The sequence below is a fragment of the Rahnella victoriana genome (assembly GCF_004330295.1).
GTDB lineage: Bacteria > Pseudomonadota > Gammaproteobacteria > Enterobacterales > Enterobacteriaceae > Rahnella > Rahnella victoriana.
Genome location: NZ_SJOJ01000007.1, coordinates 159,028 through 180,412, shown reverse-complemented (window position 1 = coordinate 180,412; position 21,385 = coordinate 159,028). Strand labels below are relative to the sequence as shown.

The following is a 21,385-nucleotide window of genomic DNA, read 5'->3' as shown; positions in this document are numbered from 1 at the left end:
GTGTCTGACCCGTGTTCTGGTGACGGAGCTCGTGGTCGTTTTCCAGTCCGTCGGAAAAAAGAAAGTCAGTGGCCTACTGATTCGGTAGCCATTGACGCAGAAACTGCCCCAATTGAATGTTTAACCCCACACTGATAAGCAGCGTCACCAAGAGTAATCCGCCACCGATTAACCACGGAGAACGAAGCCAGCCACCGCGACGCATAAAGCGGCGATCGACGAGCACCGGGGTATTCAAAGGGAAATCAAAGGCAGGGACTAATTCGTTCAGCTCATTGAGAAGTGCCTGACGGTCAGGAGATGACTTATCGCGGTAGATGCCCTGAAATCCTAACGTCAGGGCACGTTGAAAACAGGTCAAAACGCAGATATCTGGAGAAGGCTGATGCAGTACCTGACGAATGCGCTCATATAGCTGTTCGCCAGCCTGAAATGTCTGAAAGAAACGAACCTGTAACGGTTGACTCTGCCAGGCGACCCTTTGACTGATGTTTCCTGAAGCGGTTTCATCAAGCAAAGCACACTGCGTGTAAGTGATATGATCAATATTCTCAGGTGAGATATTTTGGCCTTTGAGTGCCTTACGTACCGCCTCGACCTGAATAATGCCCTGCTGATAAAGTGATTCTCCTGTCTGACAATTACTTTGCCTTAACGATATAACCAGCAGCCAGGTGCCCTGAAGCAGTCCGTCAATAGATGTCATGAGTGAATATATCCGTAAGGTTAAAAGTAAAGTCAGGGTTTGAATTAATCATTCGAGTGCAAAGTTTATAACTCCTCGATGAAGATGGATATAAGAATGAGTGTCGCTATTTTTAGAATTAATGATTAATCAGTTAGCTATTAACCGTAATGGATTCTTGTGAAACCCGCTTGATACGGGCTTTGTGGAGAGGCTGCTTCTGAAGGGCAGGTAAATGAGGCGGTGTTTTTTAACGAGGTTAGTGGTTAATTTTCAGATGATTAGTATGGGTAAGTATTTTATTTTACAGTAAGTCGGTTATATTGCATTGATTTCATGAATGGGTTTAACTCCTGATGGGCAATATAACGGCAAGTGATAAGTAATTTAATGGCGTAATACAATGTGGTTGTCTCATTAATTTTCTATGGAAAATTTTCAGGCAATTAATAGAAACAACTAACGTGTTATAAAACCTATAACATCATTTATTATTCCATTTTCCTTATTAGTCATGAAAAAGCCGCTTATCGCGGCTTTTTTTCGGCTGGAGTTTCTGATGCCGTTTTCTAAATCTTCAGCGCCAGCCGGGTGCCCTGGTCGATAGCACGACGCGCATCCAGTTCGACGGCCACGTCGGCGCCGCCGATCAGATGCACGTTTTTTCCGGCTTCCTGCAATGGCTGATACAGCGCACGCTGCGGTTCCTGTCCGGCGCAGATAATCACGTTATCCACTGCCAGACACACCGGTTCGCCGTTCATGATCAGATGCAGACCCGCGTCATCGATACGTTCGTAACTGACGCCGCTTTGCATTTTCACACCACGCTGCAACAGGCTGGCGCGGTGGATCCAGCCGGTGGTTTTCCCCAGCCCTGCGCCGACTTTGGTGGTTTTGCGTTGCAGCAGCACGATGTCCCGTGCGGCGGGTTCAGGCTGTGGCCCGGTGGGTGCCAGACCGCCGCGATGCGTCAGGCTCTGGTCAATTCCCCATTCCTGACTGAAAGCCTGCGTGCTGAGGCTCGATGACGGGCCGTTGTGGATCAGGTATTCGGCGGTATCGAAACCGATGCCGCCCGCGCCGATAATCGCCACGCGCTGGCCGACCGGTTTTTTCTCGCGCAGCACCTCGAGATAGGTCAGCACGCACGGATGATCAATGCCCGCAATATCCGGCAGGCGCGGAGAAATACCACAGGCGAGGATCACGTCGTCATAGCCCGTTAACTGACTGGCGTTGACGGCTTCGCCCAGACGCAGCGTCACGCCCAGCAAAGTCAGCTGACGCGAGTAATAACGCAGCGTCTGATAAAACTCTTCTTTACCGGGGATCTGTTTGGCGACATTAAATTGCCCGCCGATTTCATTGTGTGCATCGAACAGTGTGACGTGATGTCCGCGGCTGGCGGCCGTGGTGGCAAAGGCCAGTCCGGCCGGGCCAGCGCCGACCACCGCCAGACGTTTGGTGATGTCCGCGCGGGTCACCGGTAACTGCGTTTCCCGGCAGGCGCGCGGGTTCACCAGACAGGAAGTGACTTCACCGGCAAATATCTGATCCAGACAGGCCTGATTACAGCCGATGCAGGTATTGATCTCATCAGCACGCCCCTGCGCGGCTTTTTCGACAAAGGCCGGATCGGCAAGGAACGGGCGCGCCATTGACACCATATCCGCACAGCCTTCGGCGAGGATTTTCTCCGCCACGTCAGGATCGTTAATGCGGTTAGTGGTGATCAGCGGAATGCCCACTTTGCCCATCAGTTTTTGCGTCACCCAGCTGAAGGCGGCGCGGGGCACCATAGTGGCGATGGTCGGAATGCGCGCTTCATGCCAGCCAATCCCGGTGTTGATAATGCTCGCCCCCGCCTGTTCGATGCGTTGCGCCAGAATTTCGACTTCCTGCCAGTCCGAGCCTTCTTCGACCAGATCCAGCATGGATAAACGATAAATGATGATGAATTCCCGGCCACAGGTTTCACGTACGCGGCGTACGGCCTCGGTGGCGAAGCGCATGCGGTTATCCGCTGAACCGCCCCAGCGGTCGGTGCGCTGGTTGGTGCGTGCGGTGAGAAACTGGTTAATCAGATAACCTTCGGAACCCATGATTTCCACGCCGTCGTAACCCGACTCTTTGGCAAGCTGCGCGCAGCGGGCGAAATCCGCCAGTGTGGAGTCGATTTCCTCTTCAGTCAGCGCGTGTGGCGTAAAACGGTTGATCGGTGCCTGCAGGGCAGAGGGCGCGACGGGGTGGGGCTGATAGCTGTAACGCCCTGCGTGAAGGATCTGCAAGGCGATTTTGCCGCCCGCGGCATGTACCGCGTCAGTCACCACGCGATGATGAGTGATGTGCTCCTGTTCGGCGAGGATTGACCCGCCCTGATACACCACGCCCTGCGCGTTCGGTGAAATGCCTCCCGTGACAATCAGCCCGACGCCCGCAGCGGCGCGTTCGGCATAGAAGGCCGCCAGACGTTCAGGCCCGTCCTCGCGTTCCTCAAGACCGGTGTGCATTGATCCCATCAGCACGCGGTTTTTCAGTTGGGTAAAACCTAAATCCAGCGGCGCCAGCAGGTGCGGATAAAACAGCGAAGCGCGATCAGTCATGGAATTCTCTTAAGTGGTCGGAGGAGATGAATTCAATTTAGCCGCTGGCAGGACAATTGGAAAGTCAGCGTGCAATGACTGTGATATGTATCACTCCGCGCCGATCGCTGAGGGTTAATTAACTATTCCGCATATTATTAATCAGAGTTATTTAATTAAATCGGGTTATTTTTGCGAGGTTAAAACGGCACAACATAGCAGATAAAAACATTATTTCTTTGTTTTTACACAATATTAATTGTTCGCAGGTTGTTTATTTTTAACAATTTTTTACCGGACAGTGCCGGTTAGGATTATTTTTATAAAAGCATATCGAATCGATTCAGTTCGGGTTAGAGCTGGACTAGGCTGGAGCTGCTTCACCCTAAAAATTCATTCCTAACCTGGATATATACTATGAATCTTATTGACCATACAGCCTGCCGCCCGTTTACCGAAGCCGGGCATTTGTCCCAAATTGCAGCCTATTATGAAGAAGGGCGTAATGTCATGTGGATGATGCTCAGGTCTTATCCACGTCCGTGTTTCAATCAGGAACTTATCGAAGACATTATGACGCTGACCTATGCCGCCAAAGCCTCCGGATTGCGTTTTGACTTTTGGGTCACCGGCTCCCTGGTGCCCAATATGTACAATGTCGGCGGGGATTTGAGTTTCTTCGTGGACTCTATCGTCAACAACAAACGCGAGGCGTTACGTGCTTACGCCCGATCCTGTGTGGACTGCGTTCACGCCGCCGCACGCGGGTTTGATGTGGGCGCGATCAGTTTGTCGATGATTGAAGGTACGGCGCTCGGTGGCGGGTTTGAGGCGGCTCTGGCGCACCATTATGTGCTGGCGCAGAACACCGCGCGGATGGGTTTCCCTGAAATCGCCTTTAACCTGTTCCCCGGTATGGGCGGGTATTCGCTGGTTTCCCGCAAGGCGGGCATGAAGCTGGCGGAGGAACTGATCTCTACCGGCGAGTCACACACGGCGGAATGGTTTGAAAGCCGCGGGCTGGTGGATGTGCTGTTCCAGCCGGGGGAAGCGTTCAACGCGACCCGTACCTTTATGGATGTCCTGCGGCCCAAACTCAACGGCATACGGGCGATGATCCGCGCACGTCAGCGTGTGCTGCAACTGTCACGTTCAGAACTGATGGATATTACGGAGGACTGGGTGGATGCGGCGTTTACGCTGGAGGAGAAAGATCTGAGTTATATGGAGCGTCTGGTCATGCTGCAAAACCGGCATACGGCATCATTGCGTAAAACCGGCTAGCAGCAGGCAGAAACAGCCCGTCACTGGCGCTATTTCTGTTTTGCTTTATGTTTAAACACATTGGGTGAAGCAACACTTTTTTCCTCAAGCCAGTGCTCCAGCTCAGCCGCGGGCATTGGCTTGGCGTAAAGAAATCCCTGTTTGCTGTCCACACCAATTTCGTCAATCAGTTTCTCTTCTTCCGCCGTTTCCACCCCTTCCGCCACCACGGTCAGTTGCAGGGTTTTTGCCACGGCCACGATCGCCCGCACCAGCGCCTGAGACACCGGATTGTCATTGATGCCGCGAATAAAACTTTGATCCAGCTTGATGCAGTCGAGGGGGATGCGCGCCAGTTGCGACAACGAGGAATAACCGGTGCCGAAATCATCCAGATGCACCTGCGCGCCAAGTTTATGCAGCTGATTGATCATGCTGACTGCGGAACCTTCATCTTCCACCAGACAACTTTCCGTCAGCTCAAAATCCAGCAGACAGCCTTTCATACCGGCTTTTTTCATCGCTTCCGACAGCGTGGTGATAAAGGATCCGTTATTGAGCTGCCGCCCGGAAAGATTCACTGCAACACGCAGGTTCAGCCCTTTCTTCTGCCATTCCGTTGCCTGACGGGTGGCGGTTTCAATCACCCATTTGCCGATCGGCGTGATCAGACCGGATTCTTCCGCATAGGGAATAAAACTTTGTGGCTGAATGAGGCCGCGTTCCGGCGAATTCCAGCGCAGCAATGCTTCGACACTTTGCACTGTGCCGTACAGCGAGACTTTCGGCTGATAGTGCAACACCAGCTGATCTTTCTCCACCAGCGCCTTACGCAGATGGGTATCTAACCACATGTATTCCGAGGCTTTCTCGTTCATGCCCGGCGAAAAAACGCAGTGGGCGTTTTTGCCTTTTTCCTTTGCCACATACATGGCGGTATCGGCATTCTGCAACAGCGTATCGCCGTCGGTGCCGTGTTCCGGGCAAATGGCGATACCGCCGGAACAGCCGGTATAGACTTCAATCAGTCCGATACGAAACGGCAGGCTCAACCTGCGCAGCACCCGCCGGCTGAGTTCTTCCAGCGTGCTGAGATCAGCGTGGAGGCTAAGAATAATGAATTCATCGCCGCCCAGTCGCGCCAGTTTATCGTTCGGCGACAGACAATCCTGAATGGCATCGGAGACCGCGCGCAGCAGGTGATCGCCAAACATATGGCCGTAGGCGTCGTTGACCTTTTTGAAGTTATCCAGATCGAGATAGATCAGGCCGACCTGGCTTTCGCCGCGTTCAAGTAAGGCTTTCGCCAGCGATTCCTGTAAGGCATTCCGGTTAGCAAAACCGGTGACCAGATCGGTGTTCGCCAGTACGCGTAAACGTTCCTGAGCCTTGCGCTCGTCGGTAATATCAGAGCCTGAGCAGATCAGGTATTTTTGCTGTTTTCCGCTGCCGCTGTGCACGAATTTATTGCGAAACAGAAACAGCCGCTGGCCTTTGACGGTGTTGATCCAACGCTCAACTTCATAAGATTGCTGATGCTGAAAAAAACCATTGATGTTCTGACGCGAGGCCAGCCCTTCTTCCATCGACATGAATAAGTCATAGGCGCTGCGCCCGATGACATCTTCTTCACGCAGGCCGGTATATTCTTCGCTCAGGCGGTTGAAACGGTGGATTTTGCCCTCCTGATCGATAATCACGATCACGGAATTGGCTTCGGAAACTACCTGTTCCGCGAAGGTCAGGCCGACTTCAAGATCGTGCGCGACCGATTCCGTATCCTGATACGCAGATGCGGTACCCGCCCAGGCTTTGCTGTCGATTTTTCGCCCGACAAGATACAGGCGAACGGGAGAACCGAATAAGGTGATATCCAGGGTAAAACTGGAGGTAATGCCGGTCAGTTGGCGGATTTTCCCGGCCTGCCACTGCGTCAGGGGGATAGCAACATTGACGACGCCTTTCTCTGCGGATAACTCCAGGGCATTGCTGTCTGAACCCAGTCGCCAATAAGGGCGGGGTGTACCAAAATGCAGGTACAAGATGGAGGCATCTTGAGAGTCGACCATGAATGTTTCTCCGCAAAGAACGCTATACGCCGCCAGTGTGGCGACATGGCGACAGTCAGCACAGACGGAGCTTACTCTGTTCAGCACACCCGCACCGCTCCGCAAGCGCGGATCAGGTCAGGAGGGCGTAACACATTGAATTTAAGGTTAGCAACTGTCGGTTATATATCCAGTCGCCAGACAGAAATTACTGCTCAGAACAGGCGGGCACCGTTGCCGGATGTCCGCCTGCGAGAGAAGGTTTTTGACTGTGTACCGGGCCTGATTTCAGGCCCGGTGTATTATTTCAGCAGGAAGCTGCTTTGTTTCACATCCTGAGAATCTAACCCTACGAATACATTGAACTTTCCAGGTTCAGACGCCCATTTCAACTTGTCGTTGTAAAAACGTAAATCTTTTTCATTGATGGCAAATGTAACGATTTTCTCTTCGCCCGGTTGCAGATTGATTTTTTCGAAGTTCTTCAGCTCTTTCACCGGACGGCTGATCGAGGCGGTCACATCCTGCAGGTACATCTGCACGATAGTGGCACCGCTGACTTTACCGGTGTTTTTCACCGTTACGCTGGCGGTCAGCGGATGTTTCGCATCCATGGTGGAAGAGGACACGCTCACGTCAGAGACGCTGAAGCTGGTGTAGCTCAGGCCATAGCCAAACGGGAACAGCGGACCGTTGGTGATATCGAAATAACGGGTGGTGTATTTATCCGGATGCTGCGCATTAAATGGACGACCGGTATTGAGCACGCTGTTATACAGCGGGATTTGCCCGACAGAGCGCGGGAAGGTCATCGGCAATTTGCCGGACGGGTTGTAATCGCCAAACAGGACATCGGCAATGGCATGGCCGCCTTCGGTGCCGCTGAACCAGGTTTCCAGCATGGCGTCAGAGATCTCATTCTCCCATGTCAGCGTCAGCGGACGGCCATTCATCAGCACGATCACCAGCGGTTTACCGGTGGCTTTCAGGGCTTTCAGCAGGTCACGCTGGCTCTGCGGAATGTTGATGTCAGAACGGCTGGAGGCTTCGTGTGCCATGCCCTGCGCTTCGCCCACTACCGCGACCACGACGTCAGATTTCTCCGCCGTTTTCACCGCTTCGTCGATCATTTCCTGCGGTTTACGCGGATCGTTGATCACTTGTTTGTCGTAAGAGTTGAGGAAATCCACCATTCCCTGATCGTTGGTGACGTTCGCGCCACGCGCATACAAGATAGTGCCCTGATCGCCGAGCACGTCTTTCATGCCCTGCAACACGGTCACGGCCTGTGCCGCTTTACCGGCTGCCGACCAGCTCCCCATCACGTCGCGTTTGCTGTCAGCCAGCGCGCCGATCACGGCAATGGTGCCTTTTTTCTGTAACGGCAATGTCTGGTTGCTATTTTTCAGCAGCACCAGCGAGGTCCGCGCCACTTCGCGGGCTTCCTGACGATGCAGACGGCTTTCGGCGTTGGTGTCTGCCGGGTCACTCGACTGCGGGCCTAAATGGCGATATTCATCGACAAACAGCCCCATGTCCCATTTCGCGGCCAGGACGTCACGCACGGCGCGGTCAATGTCTTGCTGGCTGACCAGACCGTCGGCGAGTAAACCTTTCAGGTACTTACCGTACATATTGTCGGCCATGTCCATATCGACACCGGCTTTCAGCGCCATCGCGGCCGCCTGACGATCGTCTTCGGCCACGCCGTGTTTGACCAGCCCGCCGATGGCACCGTGGTCGCTGACGGTCAGGCCCTTGAACTGCCAGTCGTCGCGCAGGATATCTTTCAGCAGCCAGGTGTTTGAGGTGGCAGGAATGCCGTTCACGCTGTTCAGCGCCACCATCACCCCACCGGCACCGGCATCGACTGCTGCTTTATAAGGCGGCATGTAATCGTTGAACATGCGGGTCAGGCTCATGTCCACGGTGTTGTATTCGCGGCCACCTTCGACGGCACCGTACAGCGCATAGTGTTTGACGTTAGCCATCACGGCGTCCGGCGCAGACGGGTCTTTGCCCTGATAACCGGTAACCATTTCATGAGCGAGACGCGAGGTCAGGTAGGTATCTTCGCCAAAGCCTTCGGACACACGGCCCCAGCGCGGATCACGGGTGATATCCACCATCGGCGAGAAGGTCATGTTCAGACCATCGGCGGCGGTTTCCAGCGCAGAAATACGGGCGCTGGTGGCGACGGCCTGCATATCCCAGCTGGCGGCAAGGCCAAGGCTGATCGGGAAAATCGTGCGCTGGCCGTGGACCACGTCATAGGCATAGAAAGGAGGGATTTTCAGGCGGCTGTATTTCACTTCGTCCTGAAGACGACGGATATCGGGTTTGGTCACCGTGTTAAACACACCGCCGACTTTACCGGCGCGGATATCGGCCATGATGGCTTCTTTCGGATAATCCGTCCCCACAGTCACCAGATTCAGCTGACCGATTTTTTCATCAAGGGTCATTTTTTTCATCAGGTCGGCAATGAACGCGTTGCGCTCTTTTACCTGATCCTGAGGGATACCCGTTGTTTCAACGGCAAATGTAGAAGCAGAACTTACCAGTAACACGAACGCGCCAAGCATGTGATGCGTATTCATCGGAATTCCTTCAGCCATAAGCAGGGGAGCCAAATCAGAGAAAATTCAGCAGCCTGAAGCAAACAAAGCAATGATCATTCTAAGAAAAACATAATGTGAGAATCTAATACGACCGTTCAACTATTAGCAATGAATAGTTTATGGCCTGCGCACAATATCTTTTTATCCTTCGGGACAGCCTGCAATTTACAGGTAATCCGCATGACAGATACAAGAAGACAGTCGATATGCCACGCAAATTTTTAAATTTAGGATTAGGTGATATACCGCTGAACAAATAAACATCAATGCGGCGGCAGGGAAAAGGACAGGCAATAAAAAAGGCAGAACGCATTGTTCTGCCCGGGCATAATTCGCAATAACCGTTCAGGTCATCGGATTAATAGTAGTAAGACATATCGGTCGGGGTTTTGCTCATCACGTCAAAGAAGACGTCTTTGGTGTTTGCCCAGAATTGCGCCACGGCGGCGGCATCGTAGCTCATGCCCATCAGGCTCATGACGAAGAAGCAGGTCACGGTCAGACCGACACCACTGCAAACGAAAGCCATGGTATTCCGGCTGGACTGGCGACACACAATATTCAGCTGGCTGGTGCAGAACATCAAAAAGGCGCTCAGCAGTTCCCAGCGCATCATTAAAATCCCGGCAGTTAATGTACCCATCGATAAAATCCTTACTCACTACAGCCGCTTGCGCGAAGCCACAATCAGCCGGAAGGCTGCGACAACGGGTTGGCACCGGGCTTTACTGAAGAAATGGTGAATTACAAAAATGTGATGATTGTCACATTATATCACCGGATTTTATTTTTGAGCGAAAAATGTTCGCTAATGAAAAATAGGCATAACACATCAACTTATTTCGCTGATGTGTTATGAAAAGTAGAAATATCACCGGGATTGTTGAAGGGAATTTACGCGCCGTACCCCATGACCTGTAACAGATGCTGCGCCTGCTGCACCGCTTCCTGACGGTGTGCGACGCCCAGTTTCTGATACAGATTTCGGATGTGCGTTTTGATGGTGGTGGAGGCCACGTCCAGCTCACCGGCAATCTGGTCATTGCTGTAACCGGAGTAGATCAGCCCCAGAACCTGCCATTCGCGCTGAGTCAGCGGGCTGGTGCGGATCAGTTCCGGCACCTGCGGATGGGTCAGCAGTTTGTTCACGAAGCCTTCGTCGAAATGGGCAAACTTATGACGATGATGCTGGTTAATTTCGCGCAGAATTTGCTGGGCGCGACGCTGTTCCAGTTCCGGCAGCAGATTGAGCTGGATCAGCTGACGCAGCTGTTGCGCCATCATTTCGCCTTCAATGACGAAATGGCTGACAAAACCGGTGCGGTTCGCCAGCGTCAGGGCTTCAATCAGCACCCGCTGGGCATCACTTTTGCGGCCGGTATGCCAGTACAGCAAATTGCTTAGCAGCAGGTTACGGTTGAGATCACTGGTCAGGCGCAACTGGCGGGCGTTCTGATTCAGTTCATCAAGCACCACTTCGGCTTCATCAAACTTCTCCAGCAAAATCTGCACGCGGGCAATATTGCGCCACTGGCCTTGCTGGAAATGGTTGTCGGCCATGTCGGGTTTGCGCGCCTGTTGCAGCCACTGCCGCGCCGCGGTTTTATCGCCGATCATCTGCCAGTAAATCACCCGCGGCTTGTCGGTATTGGTCAGCCAGTCGATATGATACTGACCGGTTTTCAGCAGCGTTTCGCAGCGTTGCAGATGATGATGGGCATTGTCGAGCTGACCACGCGCCAGCGAGCATTTCGCCAGCATCGCCAGACACTGCAACTGTTGTTGCGGCTGGAAGTTAGTCAGCACGCTCAGCCCCTGACGGGCGGCTTCTTCGGCGTCATCAAGGCGCGACCACGACCACAGCAATTGTGAACGCAGACGCAGTAAAAATTCGTGCATCGGCAACTGCTCAAGATGCTGTTCGCGCACCAGTTCAAAGGCGCGATCCTGCATCTCGAACGCGGCCTGCAAAAAGCCCTGTGCAATCAGGATTTCACTCTGCTGCAACAGCGCCCAGAGGGCGTAATGATAGGCCTCGTATCGGCGGGCAATCTGTTCGGTTTGTTGCATCAGCGGCAGGGCGCGGGTCAGATCGCCTTTGCAGTGCTGGATTTCGCCGGTGACCGACGTCGCCACAATGCGGCTGTAATAACTTTCATACGGCAGATAACGCAGGGCGTCGGCGGCCAGTTTTTCCGCCTCATCCTGACGGCCATCGTTGATCGCCACCTGCGCGCGCAGGGCATCAAATTCTGCCGCCAGTTCCTGTTCCATGACGATATTACGCTGCTGCATTTCGCTTTCCGCGCGCACCAGCAAGGCTTCCACTTCGGCATAACGGTGCTGACTTTGCGCCAGCCACGCCTGTAACAACACCAGTTTCGGGTTCTGGATCAGCCGGTCGTAAGGCAGCGCCGCCAGACACTCTTCCAGCAACGCCAGTTCGCTCTGATTGAACAACGACCAGGCATGTTGCAGCAGAATATCGCGCAGCATATTGGTGTCTTCCGCCCCCAGCGCGTGATGAATGGCTTCGGCCGGGAAGCCTTGCGCCAGCCAGCCTTCTGCCGCCGCGCGGTGAATGGCGGGCAGTTCGGTCGCCAGTTCCCACTGACAACGCTGGCGCAGGAAAGTGGCAAACAGCGGGTGGAAGTTAAACCATTCGCCGCTGTCATCCATCCGGTTGATGAATAATCCCTGACGCTCCAGTTCTTCCAGACGCTGCTGACCATTTTCGCTGCCGGTCAGGCGCACGATCAGCGCATCATTCATTGAGCGCAGCAGCGAGCAGCGCAGTAAAAAGTCACGGGTCGGCGCGTCAACGCGATTCAGCACTTCATCCACCAGATATTCCGACAGATGACTGGCATTGAGTCCGGCCAGTTTGCGCGCGGATTGCTGGGTCGAATGCTGTGAAGAGTGGGAGGACTGGCGTGCCGACAGGGCGATCAGCTGGAGCGCGGTGGCCCAGCCTGCGACTTCATCACAAAGGCGTCCGCTGTCTGCCTGATCAATCGGGTCTTTCAGCCGGTTATCGAAAAACTGCTGGGTTTCGGGATGAGTAAACGCCAGATGTGAGGCGTTGAGTTCCAGCAGTTGATCCCGCACACGCATATTGGCGATGCCCAGCGGCGGCAGGGTGCGCGAGAGCACCACCAGCGACAGGTTCTCCGGCTGATGACGCAGGAAAAAACGCATGCCTTCATGAATGGCGTCATTGGAAATCAGATGATAATCGTCAATGACCAGCAACAGCGGGCTATGCCAGTCGGAAAGCTCGACAAAAAGCTGGGCAAACAGCGCCGGTAAACTGGCGTACTGATGCTTGAGGCTCAGCGCCTCGCTTTTCACGCAATGCCCGCCGCACGCCTGCTGTACCGCCGCAATCAGATAGCTGGCAAACCGCTCCGGCTGGTTGTCGCTTTCATCAAGAGAATACCAGCCGAGATCGCTTTTACCTGCTGCCCAGTGCGCCACCAGTGTCGTTTTACCATAGCCCGCCGGACTGGCGACCAGGGTCAGACGATAATTGGGCGCAGTCGAGAGCCTGGTCAGAAGACGCTCGCGAACCACTGTATTTTGCTGCCGCACCGGGCGGCTCAATTTTGACGGGATCAGCATTTTTTTCGATTCTTTTGACAGAAAGACAGAAGGGGCGTTATTTATTTCACAGCGTGTAATTAATCACTTTTTCTAAAGTCCTCCTTTGAAACATTGATTGCAAGAATGTTACGTTTTTACATGCCGTTAAGTTGCTCTGCATCACACTTCTTAATACAAATTTTCGGGCATTCGCCCTGATGCCCCGTCTCCTCCGGCTACGCCCCGTTTCTCCTCCCTGCCTAATCTTTGGCGGGATGATGCTGCTCACCGACACACGCGTCAGCATAGTGATAATCAACATCAGACTTTCCCAACAAATTTCCGGATAAAGAGGCATGTGATGCAGGTGACTTTGGATAAGACACAGTTTTTAGCCGCGCTGAAACGCCAGTGGCAGGGGTTCGGTTTGCAACAGGCACAGGATATGACTCCGCATCAGTGGTGGCAGGCCACCAGTGCCGCATTATCCGAACAACTGAGCGCGCAGCCCGCGCCAGAAGACACGAAACAGCCGCAGCGCCACGTTAACTACATTTCGATGGAATTCCTCATCGGGCGCCTGACCGCGAATAACCTGATTAATCTCGGCTGGTATGACACGGTCAGTCAGGCGCTGAAAGAACAGGGTGTCGAGCTGGCTGACGTGCTGGAGCAGGAAACCGATCCGGCGCTGGGGAATGGCGGATTAGGCCGTCTGGCGGCCTGTTTCCTCGATTCGATGGCCACCGTCGGGCAACCGGCGACCGGCTACGGCCTGAACTATCAGTACGGTTTATTCCGTCAGTCCTTCAGCGAAGGCAAACAGCAGGAAGCGCCGGATAACTGGCACCGCGAAAGCTATCCGTGGTTCCGCCACAACAGTTCGCTGTCCGTCGATGTCGCCTTTGGCGGCAAGCTGACGAAAAACGAAAAGGGCGAAGAACAGTGGCATCCGGCGTTCACCCTGCGCGGTGAAGCCTGGGATCTGCCGGTGGTCGGTTACCAAAACGGGGTCACCCAGCCGCTGCGTCTGTGGCAGGCCACCGACGTGCATCCGTTTGACCTGACGCTGTTTAACGACGGCGAATTCCTCAAAGCGGAGCAGAAAGGCATTGATGCCGCGAAGCTCACCAAAGTGCTGTATCCGAATGACAATCATGACGCCGGTAAACGCCTGCGCCTGATGCAGCAGTATTTCCAGTGCGCCTGTTCCGTCGGCGATATCCTGCGCCGTCATCATTTCCTCGGCCGCAAAATTGAAGATTTACCGAAATTCGAAGTTATCCAGCTCAACGACACGCACCCGACCATCGCCATTCCTGAACTGCTGCGTATTTTGCTCGACGAACACCAGCTGGAATGGGACGCCGCCTGGGCGATCACCAGCCAGACGTTTGCCTACACCAACCACACGCTGATGCCGGAAGCGCTGGAGTGCTGGGATGAAAAACTGGTGCGCAGCCTGCTGCCGCGCCATTTCTCGCTGATCAAAGCCATCAACGCCCGCTTCAAAAAAGTGGTCGACAAACAGTGGCCGGGCGACAAAGCGGTGTGGGAGAAACTGTCAGTTCACCAGAACAAACAGGTGCGCATGGCTAATCTGTGCGTGGTCAGCGGCTTTGCGGTGAACGGTGTCGCGGCGCTGCATTCCGAGCTGGTGGTGAAAGATCTGTTCCCGGAATATCACCAGTTGTGGCCGAACAAATTCCATAACGTCACCAACGGCATCACGCCACGCCGCTGGCTGAAACAGTGCAACCCGGCGTTGTCTTCACTGATTGACGACACGCTGAAAACCGAATGGGTGAACAATCTCGATGCGCTGAAAGGGCTGGAAAGTTCTGCGGAGAATAAAAAATTCCGTCAGCGTTATCAGGCGATTAAGCGCCAGAACAAAATCAAACTGGCCGGTTATGTGAAAAACGTCATGGGGCTGACGCTCAACCCGGACGCGATTTTCGATGTGCAGATCAAACGCCTGCATGAATACAAACGTCAGCATCTCAACCTGCTGCACATTTTGTCGCTGTACCGCCAGTTGCGCGATAATCCGGACATGGACATGGTGCCGCGCGTCTTCCTGTTCGGCGCGAAAGCCGCACCGGGTTATTACCTGGCGAAAAACATCATTTACGCCATCAACAAAGTGGCGGAAAAAGTGAATAACGATCCGCGGGTCCGCGACCGCATCAAAGTGGTGTTTATCCCGGATTACCGCGTGTCCGTGGCCGAACTGATGATCCCGGCGGCTGACGTGTCCGAGCAGATTTCGACTGCCGGTAAAGAAGCGTCCGGCACCGGCAACATGAAGCTGGCGCTGAACGGCGCGCTGACCGTCGGCACGCTCGACGGAGCGAACGTCGAGATCGCCGAAGAGGTCGGGGAAGACAACATCTTCATCTTCGGCAATACCGTCGATCAGGTAAAAGCCTTGCAGGCTAAAGGTTACGATCCGCTGAAAATCCGTAAGAAAGACAAGCATCTGGATAAGATCCTTAAAGAACTGGAAAACGGCTTCTTCAGCGATGGCGACAAGCAGGCGTTCAGCCTGATGCTCGACAGCCTGCTGGGCGGCGGCGATCCGTATCTGGTGCTGGCGGACTTTGCGGATTACTGCGCGGCGCAGCAGAAAGTGGACGTGCTGTATCGCGATCAGGATGAGTGGACGCGTAAAACAATCCTCAACACGGCCCGCGTAGGGATGTTCAGTTCCGACCGTTCGATCCGCGATTATCAGCAGCGGATCTGGCAGGCGAAGCGATAAGGAGTCCGCATGGAGAACAAAGCACTGGAACAGGCGGCCAGAGAGGCGGGGATTGCCTCTGGCTTCATTAACGCGCATGGCAAGCAGCAGGCGATTGCCCCTGAAACCAAGCGTGAACTGTTGTCGGCGATGGGCTGGGTGGCCGGTAAACGCCCGGCGGCCACGCCGGTCCCGGCGGTCAAAGTGTTCGTCACCGGCAGCCGTCTGGCATTGCCGGTCGGCGGGGAAGGCGAGTATGCCTGGACACTGAAACTGGAAAGCGGCACAACGCAGAGCGGGCGCATCAGCGGCAAAATGACGCTGGCGCTGCCGGGCAAAATCCCAACCGGTTATCACCAGCTGACGCTGAAGCAGGATGCACAGCAGTGGGATTGCCGGGTGATTGTCGCGCCGAAACGCTGTTACGAACCGGACGCCCTGCTGGCCGGTAAAAAACTGTGGGGCGCCTGCGTGCAGCTTTATACGCTGCGCTCGGAGAACAACTGGGGCATCGGCGATTTCGGCGATCTGAATCTGATGCTGAAAAACGTCGCCGAACGCGGTGGCGCGTTTGTAGGGCTGAACCCGATCCACGCGCTGTATCCGGCCAATCCGGTGGCGGCCAGCCCGTACAGTCCGTCGTCCCGCCGCTGGCTGAACGTGATTTATATCGACGTCAGCGCGGTGGAGGATTTTCGTCTCAGCGACGCGGCGCAACAGTGGTGGCATCAGCCGGTGACGCAACAGCGTTTGCAGGCCGTCCGCGCCAACGACTGGGTGGATTACGCCAGCGTCATGCCGCTGAAATTAGAAGGTCTGCGTCTGGCTTACGCACATTTCCAGAGCCGTAAGGCGCAGGATCCGCAGGTGAAATCCCTGCGCCATTTCGTCAAACAGGGCGGTGAAAGCCTGTATTTACAGGCGGCGTTTGATGCGCTGTACGAGCATCTGGCGCAGGAGAGCGATGTGGCGCTGGGCTGGAACCGCTGGCCGGAAAAATACCATGACGCCCGCGGCCCGGCCGTGCGCGCTTTCTGCGAACAACATGCGCAGGACGTGGAGTTTTACCTGTGGCTGCAATGGCTGGCGGAAACCCAGTTTACGCAGTGCTATCACACCAGCCAGCAACACGAGATGCCGATGGGACTGTATCGTGATCTGGCGGTCGGCGTGGTGCAGGGCGGGTCTGAAACCTGGGGCGACGGCGAACTCTATTGCCTGAAAGCCTCCGTTGGCGCACCGCCGGACATTCTCGGTCCGCTCGGCCAGAACTGGGATCTGCGTCCGATGGATCCGCACGTGATGGTCAGACGCGGCTATCAGCCGTTTATCGATCTTCTGCGTTCCAACATGACCAGTTGCGGGGCGTTGCGTATCGATCATGTGATGACCCTGCTGCGCCTGTGGTGGATCCCGGCCGGTGAAACGGCGGATAAAGGCGCCTATGTGCAATATCCGGTGGACGATCTGCTGGCGATCCTGGCGCTGGAAAGTCAGCGTCACCGCTGCATGGTGATCGGCGAGGATCTGGGCACCGTACCGGTGGAAATCGTCAGTAAGCTGCGCGAAGGCGGCGTGTATTCCTACAAGGTGCTGTATTTCGAGCGCGATGAGGAAAACAATTTCCGTGCGCCGCAGTCATATCCGGTGCAGGCGATGGCAACCATCACCACGCATGACCTGCCGACGCTGCGCGGTTACTGGCAAAGCGACGATCTGGCGCTGGGTAAAACGCTCGGTTTATACCGTGACGAAGCCGTTTTGCAGGAGCTGTACGCCGACCGCGCCCGTGCGCGTCAGGGGTTGCTCGACGGTTTACATCATTACGACTGCATCCCGAAGAAAACCGGACGCAAAGCGGCACTGATGGAAATGACCCCGGTACTGAATCGTGGCCTGCAACGTTACGTCGCCGACAGCGCCTGTGCCTTGCTCGGCCTGCAACCGGAAGACTGGCTGGACATGGACGCACCGGTCAACGTGCCCGGCACCAGCGACGAATACCCGAACTGGCGCCGTAAGCTTTCCCACACGCTCGAAGAGATGTTCGCTGATGAGCAGGTAAATAAGCTGATTAAAGACCTCGATAAACGCCGCCGGAAAGTGTCGGTAAGCTGAGGTTTAAAAAAGAAGTGAAAAAGGGAGTGCTGCCGTGAGGGAGTGCTCCTTTTTTATTTGTGCTTATAAATCAACCAATAACAAAACCCGGATAAAGACTGCGGTCAGGCTTTCCGCAGCACTCCAAACTTTATCTTGCTTAGTTTTCATTGCACCTTAAAGTAATCACTAATGACATAATGTTTATTTTAAGGTGCAATATGAAACGTTCTCAATCTTTGCTGGTATCGGAAAATCTTTTGCAGCAACTCCGCGAAATGGGACGCTTGCTCGCTGAAAGCCGGATTGCACGAAAGATGACGCAATCCGAAGCAGCGGTGCGAGCCAACCTTGGCAGAAATACTGTCAGCAGGATTGAGAATGGAGATACAAGTGTCGCAATAGGACAAATTCTGCGTTATCTCGATGCCATTCGTCCGGGAGTAACTTTGGCCGACCTCTTATCAGGGGAAGACAACGTCGTACAGTCGATGAATGAGAAAATCAGACCTCAGCGCGCCCGTGCATTATCCGAGAGGGAACTTAAAGATTATGACTTCTGAAAGCACTTTTTTAATTCCGCGCTGACATTCATGGACTTGCATGAGATGGACTCACCGAAAAGCAGTTATGCGGATATGGCTGATGCCATGAGAATGCATCTGAACGCAAAGTTTCTTCAGCAGGATTTAACTGAGCTGTTTAAACGAATGATATTTAATATTTTAATTAACAACGACGATGATCATTTAAGAAATCATGGTTTTATTCTGATGGATGATCCCGCTCAGTTGGCAGTTTCTGCGTGTCAGGAACCCCCGCAATCTGTTTCTCTGGCATGGCGTCTCAGCCCTTTATATGACGTTGTTCCGCGCCCAAGTGGCACTTATTCTCGTCTTCTGCATTTAGGTGTGGGCCAGTTTGGCCGGGAAGCAACATTGATTAATGCGGTTTCCTGGTCTGAGCGTTTTGGCCTCAGCCGCCAGCTGGCGATCAATGAAATTGATTCAGTGTGGAAAGCGGTTCGCGAATGGCGTAATTGTTTCGAGGAATTTGCGGTAGGCGGGCAGGATATTGATTCGGTAAAAAGTGCCTTCAGGCATATTCGTGAAATCGGAGGAAAAGAGCTTGGGCTTTGCGATTAAGTCTTATAAATGATTGAGTTAATTATTAGAATTCAGAGGATGTAATAAAAAAAGGCGGCTTATTCAGCCGCCCAAGACACAGGGAATTGATCAAGTATTACAAAGCGCATTAGCCTTACCGTTAACCTTTCACACCGCCTGCCGTTAAGCCGCCGACCAGCCAGCGTTGAGCAATCAGGAACACTGCCGTAATCGGGATAGCGGACAATATGGCGGCTGCCGCGAAATCGCCCCACAGGTAGTTTTGCGGGTTCAGATATTGCTGCATACCCACTGCCAGGGTGTAGCTGTTCACATCACGCAGCAGTAAAGACGCCACCGGCACTTCGGTGATGGCCGCGATAAACGACAGAATAAATACCACCGCCAGAATCGGCACGGACAGCGGCAGCAGCACCAGCCGGAACGCCTGCCACGGGCTGGCACCGTCCAGCGCGGCGGCTTCTTCCAGCGAACCGTCGATGGTTTCGAAATAGCCTTTGATGGTCCAGACGTGCAGGGCGATGCCGCCCATATACGCGAAGATCACGCCGCCGTGGGTGTTCAGCCCGAGGAACGGCACGTACATGCCGAGGCGGTCGAACAGGGCGTATAACGCCACCAGCGACAGCACCGCCGGGAACATCTGGAAAATCAGCATCCCCTTGAGCAGCGAACTTTTTCCGCGGAATTTCATGCGGGCAAAGGCGTAGGCGCAGGTAGTGGACAGCGCCACGATACCAACCGCAGTGATCCCGGCGATCTTGATCGAGTTCCACAGCCACAACATGACCGGGAACGGCGGCGGCGTGATGCTGCCGTCGCTGTTGGTGACCGCGATGCCGAGCGCCAGTTTCCAGTGATCCCACGACACCTGATCGGGGATCAGGCTGCCGGTGGCGAAGTTACCGGGGCGCAGCGAGATGGCGAAGACCATCAGCAGCGGGAACAGGATCAGCGCCAGAAAACACAGCAGTAAAAGATGCGTGACCAGCAATCTGACTTTCTGCGACTTAGGTTTAACCATGGGCATTGTCTGTTTCTCCTTAGTCGAATTTCATGCGTGAGGCTTTCAGGTTCACGACAGCCAGCGCACCCACCAGCAGGAAGATCAGCGTGGCGATTGCCGCCGCCAGCCCGAAGTCCTGTCCGCCGCCGCCTTCGAAGGCGATGCGGTAGGTGTAGCTGACCAGCAAATCGGTATGACCCGCAGGCGTGGTGGTGCCGAGCATGTCCGGGCCGCCGTTGGTCAGCAGCTGGATCAGCACGAAGTTATTAAAGTTAAACGCAAAGCTGGCGATCATCAGCGGGGTCAGCGGTTTGATCAATAGCGGCAGCGTGATGCGGAAGAAGTTCTGCATCGGCGTCGCGCCGTCCATGGCTGACGCTTCGTAAAGGTCGTCAGGAATGGCTTTCAGCAGGCCCATGCACAGGATCATCATGTACGGATAACCGAGCCAGGTGTTGACGATGATGATCATGCTTTTGGCAGTCCACGGGTCGCTGAACCACGCCGGTTTGATGCCAAACAGGGCGCTGAGCATCAGGTTGATCTCACCAAAGCTCTGGTTGAATAACCCTTTGAAAATCAGAATCGAAATGAACGCGGGAACGGCATACGGCAGGATCAGCAGGATGCGGTACGCCGCCTTGCCTTTCAGCTCCTCCCACTGGACGACGCAGGCCAGCACCATGCCGACGGCGACGGTGAGCACCACGGTCAGCAGCGCGAACACCACGGTCCAGACGAAAATCGACAGGAAGGGTTTCTGGATCCCTTCGTCGTGCAATACGCGCAGGAAGTTGCCCCAGCCGATGCTGACGGTAAAGCCGGGGCTGAGTTTTTCAGCCTGCCATTCGCCCTGCGCATTTACGGCCTGATAAAAACCGCTGTCCATGTTCGGGCGGTAAAGGGTGCCGGTTTGTACGTTGGTCAGCTGTTTTTCATCTTCGCCGAGTTTGTACAGTGGCTGGGTGCCGGAGAACTGGCGCAGGGAACTCATGCGCAACGTTTCACCGTCGGGTAATTTTGCAGAGATCTGACCGAGCGCCAGACGGTTTTGTGTCACCACCCGCAGCCCGGCTTTTTCAGCCGACGGCGCGGTTTGCGGCAGCATCTCCAGCGTTTGCGGTGTCTGAGCATCGAAAGCAAAAGGCGGAGACACCAGCGTTTCGCTGTTATCCGGCGACGTCAGCGCCAGTTGCCATTTATCACCGGCAGACTTTTCACCAGCAGGGTAGAGCGCAAAATTCAGCGCCTTGCCGCCCTGGAATTCACGCCCCATCAGGACCGACTGTGCGCGCTCGAAAGTCAGCTGGTTGGTGCTGCTGTAATTAGTAAAGGCAATCGCGATGGTGCAGACCAGCGGGAACAGCACGAACAACGACATCCCGGCCAGACCGGGGTAGACGTAGCGCCACGAATAGGCGCGGCGGTTGCCATAAATGTATAAGCCGACGCCGGAAAGGATCAGGGTCAGAACGGCAAAGAGGTATTCACCCTGCGCATACATCAGCACGATCAGATAACCGGTCAGGCAGGCGAGCAGGGCGATGATCAGCCACTTAAACGCATTGCTGAACGGCCGTTTTTTGGCTACTGGCATAGGGACAATCCTTGTAGTGGCGGTACGGAGC

Annotated in this window: 13 protein-coding genes; 5 read left to right on the top strand and 8 right to left on the bottom strand. The window is 54.5% G+C overall.

The window, feature by feature from the left end; all coding sequences use genetic code 11:
- Positions 1 to 73 precede the first annotated feature (73 nt).
- Entirely contained in the window at positions 74 to 706 is a 633-nt protein-coding gene (tssL, locus tag EYY67_RS08320) for a type VI secretion system protein TssL, short form (protein ID WP_131693295.1), read from the bottom strand.
- 548 nt (positions 707 to 1,254) lie between these two features.
- On the bottom strand, positions 1,255 to 3,291 hold the full coding sequence (locus EYY67_RS08315) for an NADPH-dependent 2,4-dienoyl-CoA reductase (protein WP_131693294.1): 2,037 nt from the start codon (positions 3,289 to 3,291) through the stop codon (positions 1,255 to 1,257).
- 396 nt (positions 3,292 to 3,687) lie between these two features.
- Here EYY67_RS08315 and EYY67_RS08310 point away from each other — a divergent pair, with 396 nt between their 5' ends.
- Positions 3,688 to 4,554: a crotonase/enoyl-CoA hydratase family protein gene (locus EYY67_RS08310; RefSeq protein ID WP_095923617.1), complete on the top strand. Its 867-nt coding sequence runs from the start codon at positions 3,688 to 3,690 to the stop codon at positions 4,552 to 4,554.
- A 29-nt stretch (positions 4,555 to 4,583) separates the two neighbouring features.
- Here EYY67_RS08310 and pdeR read toward each other — a convergent pair whose 3' ends face one another.
- The 4 genes from pdeR to malT form a co-directional block, all read right to left on the bottom strand.
- Positions 4,584 to 6,602 (bottom strand): cyclic di-GMP phosphodiesterase, encoded by a 2,019-nt coding sequence (gene pdeR, locus EYY67_RS08305; protein WP_119823347.1) that lies wholly within the window; start codon positions 6,600 to 6,602, stop codon positions 4,584 to 4,586.
- 281 nt (positions 6,603 to 6,883) lie between these two features.
- A complete protein-coding gene (gene bglX, locus EYY67_RS08300) occupies positions 6,884 to 9,181 on the bottom strand; it encodes a beta-glucosidase BglX (protein ID WP_131693293.1) in 2,298 nt (765 codons plus the stop codon).
- Between the two features lie 379 nt (positions 9,182 to 9,560).
- Positions 9,561 to 9,845 (bottom strand): YjcB family protein, encoded by a 285-nt coding sequence (locus EYY67_RS08295; RefSeq protein ID WP_095923614.1) that lies wholly within the window; start codon positions 9,843 to 9,845, stop codon positions 9,561 to 9,563.
- 251 nt (positions 9,846 to 10,096) lie between these two features.
- Positions 10,097 to 12,823 (bottom strand): HTH-type transcriptional regulator MalT, encoded by a 2,727-nt coding sequence (malT, locus tag EYY67_RS08290; protein ID WP_095923613.1) that lies wholly within the window; start codon positions 12,821 to 12,823, stop codon positions 10,097 to 10,099.
- Positions 12,824 to 13,145: 322 nt separating this feature from the next.
- On the opposite strand from malT, the gene malP reads away from it, so the two are divergent.
- The 4 genes from malP to EYY67_RS08270 all read left to right on the top strand — a co-directional run bounded on the left by malP (position 13,146) and on the right by EYY67_RS08270 (position 18,769).
- The gene (gene malP, locus EYY67_RS08285) at positions 13,146 to 15,548 is read left to right on the top strand and encodes a maltodextrin phosphorylase (protein WP_131693292.1); all 2,403 of its coding nucleotides are present in this window, start codon (positions 13,146 to 13,148) and stop codon (positions 15,546 to 15,548) included.
- Positions 15,549 to 15,557: 9 nt separating this feature from the next.
- Entirely contained in the window at positions 15,558 to 17,645 is a 2,088-nt protein-coding gene (gene malQ / locus EYY67_RS08280; RefSeq protein ID WP_095923611.1) for a 4-alpha-glucanotransferase, read from the top strand.
- A gap of 200 nt (positions 17,646 to 17,845) precedes the next feature.
- Complete coding sequence (locus tag EYY67_RS08275; protein WP_095923610.1) at positions 17,846 to 18,187, top strand: helix-turn-helix domain-containing protein; 342 nt, start codon at positions 17,846 to 17,848, stop codon at positions 18,185 to 18,187.
- A gap of 21 nt (positions 18,188 to 18,208) precedes the next feature.
- The gene (locus EYY67_RS08270; protein WP_268247585.1) at positions 18,209 to 18,769 is read left to right on the top strand and encodes a HipA domain-containing protein; all 561 of its coding nucleotides are present in this window, start codon (positions 18,209 to 18,211) and stop codon (positions 18,767 to 18,769) included.
- A 121-nt stretch (positions 18,770 to 18,890) separates the two neighbouring features.
- Here the strand turns inward: EYY67_RS08270 and malG are convergent, their stop codons facing one another.
- Positions 18,891 to 19,781: a maltose ABC transporter permease MalG gene (gene malG, locus EYY67_RS08265; protein ID WP_095923608.1), complete on the bottom strand. Its 891-nt coding sequence runs from the start codon at positions 19,779 to 19,781 to the stop codon at positions 18,891 to 18,893.
- 13 nt (positions 19,782 to 19,794) lie between these two features.
- Positions 19,795 to 21,354, bottom strand: coding sequence for a maltose ABC transporter permease MalF (gene malF, locus EYY67_RS08260; RefSeq protein ID WP_131693290.1), 1,560 nt, complete (start codon positions 21,352 to 21,354; stop codon positions 19,795 to 19,797).
- Positions 21,355 to 21,385: the final 31 nt, after the last annotated feature.

Coding starts and splice junctions, on each gene's coding strand:
- tssL (WP_131693295.1), bottom strand. CDS start 706: ATGACATCTATTGACGGACTGCTTCAGGGCACCTGGCTGCTGGTTATA.
- EYY67_RS08315 (WP_131693294.1), bottom strand. CDS start 3,291: ATGACTGATCGCGCTTCGCTGTTTTATCCGCACCTGCTGGCGCCGCTG.
- EYY67_RS08310 (WP_095923617.1), top strand. CDS start 3,688: ATGAATCTTATTGACCATACAGCCTGCCGCCCGTTTACCGAAGCCGGG.
- pdeR (WP_119823347.1), bottom strand. CDS start 6,602: ATGGTCGACTCTCAAGATGCCTCCATCTTGTACCTGCATTTTGGTACA.
- bglX (WP_131693293.1), bottom strand. CDS start 9,181: ATGAATACGCATCACATGCTTGGCGCGTTCGTGTTACTGGTAAGTTCT.
- EYY67_RS08295 (WP_095923614.1), bottom strand. CDS start 9,845: ATGGGTACATTAACTGCCGGGATTTTAATGATGCGCTGGGAACTGCTG.
- malT (WP_095923613.1), bottom strand. CDS start 12,823: ATGCTGATCCCGTCAAAATTGAGCCGCCCGGTGCGGCAGCAAAATACA.
- malP (WP_131693292.1), top strand. CDS start 13,146: ATGCAGGTGACTTTGGATAAGACACAGTTTTTAGCCGCGCTGAAACGC.
- malQ (WP_095923611.1), top strand. CDS start 15,558: ATGGAGAACAAAGCACTGGAACAGGCGGCCAGAGAGGCGGGGATTGCC.
- EYY67_RS08275 (WP_095923610.1), top strand. CDS start 17,846: ATGAAACGTTCTCAATCTTTGCTGGTATCGGAAAATCTTTTGCAGCAA.
- malG (WP_095923608.1), bottom strand. CDS start 19,781: ATGCCCATGGTTAAACCTAAGTCGCAGAAAGTCAGATTGCTGGTCACG.
- malF (WP_131693290.1), bottom strand. CDS start 21,354: ATGCCAGTAGCCAAAAAACGGCCGTTCAGCAATGCGTTTAAGTGGCTG.